3 protein-coding genes are annotated in these 3,604 nt (G+C 69.0%); 1 reads left to right on the plus strand and 2 read right to left on the minus strand.

Annotated features, from left to right (window positions below):
* Both VFO68_RS26920 and VFO68_RS26925 read right to left on the minus strand, forming a co-directional pair.
* Window positions 1-691 (minus strand): ABC transporter ATP-binding protein (locus tag VFO68_RS26920; RefSeq protein ID WP_325161188.1); only part of this gene is annotated, 691 nt, incomplete at its 3' end.
* Between the two features lie 43 nt (window positions 692-734).
* Window positions 735-1,463, minus strand: coding sequence for a hypothetical protein (locus VFO68_RS26925; RefSeq protein WP_325161189.1), 729 nt, complete (start codon window positions 1,461-1,463; stop codon window positions 735-737).
* 521 nt (window positions 1,464-1,984) lie between these two features.
* Here VFO68_RS26925 and VFO68_RS26930 point away from each other — a divergent pair.
* On the plus strand, window positions 1,985-3,604 hold a 1,620-nt coding region (locus VFO68_RS26930), incomplete at its 3' end, for a fibronectin type III domain-containing protein (RefSeq protein WP_325161190.1).

The raw sequence follows: 3,604 nt of genomic DNA on the forward strand, positions 1-3,604 counted from the left end.
AGGTCAGCAACACCTCGCGCGGGCCGAACATGACCAGCTCCCGGCGAAACAGCATGCCCAGGTTGTCCGGCACGGTCCGAGCCACGTTGATGTTGTGCGTGACGATCAGGATCGTCGCGTCGATCTGCGCGTTGAGGTCGATCAACAGCTGCGACAGGTAGGCCGTGCGCACCGGATCCAGCCCCGAGTCCGGCTCGTCGCACAGGATGATCTCCGGATCCAGCACCAGCGCCCGGGCCAGACCGGCCCGCTTGCGCATGCCGCCGGAGATCTCGGCCGGCAGCTTGTGCTCGGCGCCGATCATCCCGACCATGTCCATCTTCTCCAGCACCACCCGGCGGATCTGGCTCTCCTTCATCCGGGTGTGCTCGCGCAGCGGGAAGGCCACGTTGTCGAAGATGTTCATCGAGCCGAACAGCGCGCCGTCCTGGAACAGCACCCCGAACAGCTTGCGCACCTCGTAGAGCTGATGTTCCGAACAGTGCACGATGTCCACGCCGTTGACCACGCACCGCCCCTGGTCCGGCTTCAGCAGTCCCACCAGGCATTTGAGGAACACCGACTTGCCGGTGCCGGACGGGCCGAGCAGCACGCTGACCTCACCGGCCGGCAACGTGAGCGTCACATCGCGCCAGATCGCCTGGCCGGCGAAGGATTTGCTCAGTCCTTCGACCACCACCTCGACACCCATGCGGCCCTCTCCTGACGCGCTGACAGTGGATTGCGGACGCCGATCAGGGCGGTCCCTGCGAGACGAGCGTGAGGCGGAGGTCGTTGCCCGGTCCGGAAACCAGCCCGGTGATCAGCGGGTCCAGGTCCTCCCGCGTGCCGCAGCCGCTGAACCGGGGGATCTCGAAGATGGTGCTGATCTGGCTGACCGCCCCGGGGACCGGGTGGATGACGCCCTCGAACGGGATCGCCGCGGACACCTCGGTCCGGCAGTGGTCCCCGACGCCGATGTCGATCGTGTCCTGTCTGGTGTCCGACAACTGGATGAACAGGTTGACCACGATGTCGGTCTCGACGTCGTTGGGGTTGAAGTTGAGCAGGCGGGCCGTGCCCCGGGCGACACCGTCCTGCTCGTAGCTGACCGTGCTGGTGGCCGGCACGAACCGGAAGATCACGAAGTAGGCCCCGACCGTGGGATCCAGCGTGGTGGCGACCACCAGGTCCAGCGGCAGGTCCAGCCCACCGGGGTTGATGTAGGCGCAGGCGATCAGCGTGCCGGTGACCGAGGTGTCCGAGCCGACCTTGGCGATCCGGGACACGCCGGTGATCGCGAACTTCGCCGCGACCAGCGGGGTTCCCTGGCACTTGCCGTCCTTGGGCGGCGGCGGCAGTTCCCGCTGTGCCACCGCCCGGGCGCGCGGCACCGGTACGCCTCCCGACCCCCCGGCCGCGGAGGCGGACACGGTCACCGACGCGCCCAACGCGATCACCATTCCGAGCACAGCAAGAATCACGCCGCGAACGGCACGGGAGGACGACACCTTCATAAGAGCGCCGACGTTACCCACCAGTCATGTAGCCGTACAGCACCGTTTGGACACCGTCCCCCCGGCCCCGGGTTCCTTGTCACGAAGCCAAGATTTCGCGGGGTTCTTTTGTCCGGGCGCCACAGGATCTGCTCACCTCCGTACAGTCCCGGCCCAGCAAGGGTTCTCGGCACCGCGGGCCGGGTCGGCCAGGCCACCGGCGCGCCGACCGGCGCCGGGAGCGGACCTTGCTCCGGCCCGGAGTAATTTTCCCGGGGCTTTCATAAGAAAATGAGCACCGTCCGGCATGTGTTCCCCAATGCCAATAACACTGGGGTTCCGTAGCCGCGGCTGACAAGTTTTCGGGCCGCTGTATCGGTTATGTACCGGCGGCCTTGCCCGGACATACCGCCCTGGTTAACTTACTGGTCGGTAGCCATGCTCTGGCCCCCGTTTCACCTGCCGTTTCTAGCGGTTTTAGCACCGTTGATGCGTACGGAAGGATGATTGTGAGTCATCGAAGAATACCCAGGAAGCTCCTCGCGGGGCTCACCGCGGCGAGCACCGCCGGAGCGGTCGCGGTCGGTCTGGTGCTCAGCGCCGGCAGCAGCACCGCCGAACCGCGCGAGCTGACGATGCAGTTCGACTGCACCTTCCCACTGATCGGCGTCCAGCGGGTGACGGTGACGATCAGCGCGGACATCCCGGCCACCATCCCGGTGAACACCCCGAGCGAACCGTTCGTGGTCAACGCCAGGGCCGACGCCGGGGTGAACGCCACCGCCGGTCTGGTGCTGGTCGGGGCCACGACGATCGAGGGCTTCTCCGACGCCGGGTCCCGGGTCACCGCACCCGGCATCGACCTGCCGATCACGGTGCCGGCCCAGATCCCGGTCCAGCCCGTGCCGCCGCAGGGCCAACCGCTCATCCTCAACGCGAGCGGCACCTCCCCGTCGGTGACCTTCCCGCAGGCCGGCACCGCCCGGATCAGCGTGGAGACCCTCGGCCTGCGGGCGCTGCACCCCCGCAACGCCCAGGGCGGCGACACCGGCCTCGGCGTGTTCGACGCCCCGTGCACCACCGTGGCGGGCCAGAACACCACGCTCGCCGAGATCACGATCACGCCGCCGGCCGGTGACACCGAGGCGCCGACCGCGCCCGGCCAGCCGCAGGTCGAGGCCACCACGACGGACAGCGTCTCGCTGAGCTGGCCGGCATCGACCGACAACGTCGGCGTCACCGGCTACGACGTGTTCAACGGCGACACGCTGGCCACGTCCGTCACCGGCACCTCGGCGACGGTCACCGGCCTGACCGCGGACACCGAGTACACGTTCACGGTCAAGGCCAAGGACGCCGCGGGCAACGTCTCGGCGGCCAGCCCGCCGGTCACCGCCCGCACCCAGGCCGGCCAGCCGCCGGTGGACACCACGCCGCCGACCGCCCCGGGCAACGCGCGCTCGACCGGCACCACGCAGAACAGCGTGTCGCTGGCCTGGGACGCCTCGACCGACAACGTCGGGGTGACCGGCTACGACGTGTTCAACGGCAGCACGCTGGCCACCTCCGTCACCGGCACCTCGGCGACGGTGAGCGGCCTGGCCGCGGACACCGAGTACACGTTCACGGTGCAGGCCAAGGACGCGGCCGGCAACGCCTCGCCGGCCAGCAACGCGGTCACCGCCCGCACCCAGGCCGGCGGCGGGGGCGGCGACATCCCGGTCAGCTTCAACCTGACCGGCTCGTCGTTCATCAAGGCGGCCAACGGGACGGTGCAGCTCTCCGGCGGGATCAACGCCCTGTTCAACCTGACCACGGGCACCTTCTCCGCCGACCTGCGGCTGAACCCGACCTCCGGCCGGTTCACCGTCCTCGGCTTCCTGCCGGCCACGGCGGACATCGAGTTCGTGCAGGCGGCGCGCACCACCGGTTCGCTGACCGCCGGCGTGCTCACCGCCAACGCCAAGGAGACGATCAAGCTGCCGCGGGTGAAGATCTTCGGCTTCCCGATCGCGGGCGGACCGAACTGCCAGACCAGGACGCCGGCGGAGATCCCGCTGCGGGGTGCGAACTTCGACCCCATCGCCGGTGGCGCGGTTTCCGGCACGTACACCATTCCGGCGCTGACC

It is taken from the genome of Actinophytocola sp. (genome assembly GCF_035712165.1).
Taxonomy (GTDB): Bacteria; Actinomycetota; Actinomycetes; order Mycobacteriales; family Pseudonocardiaceae; genus DASYTH01.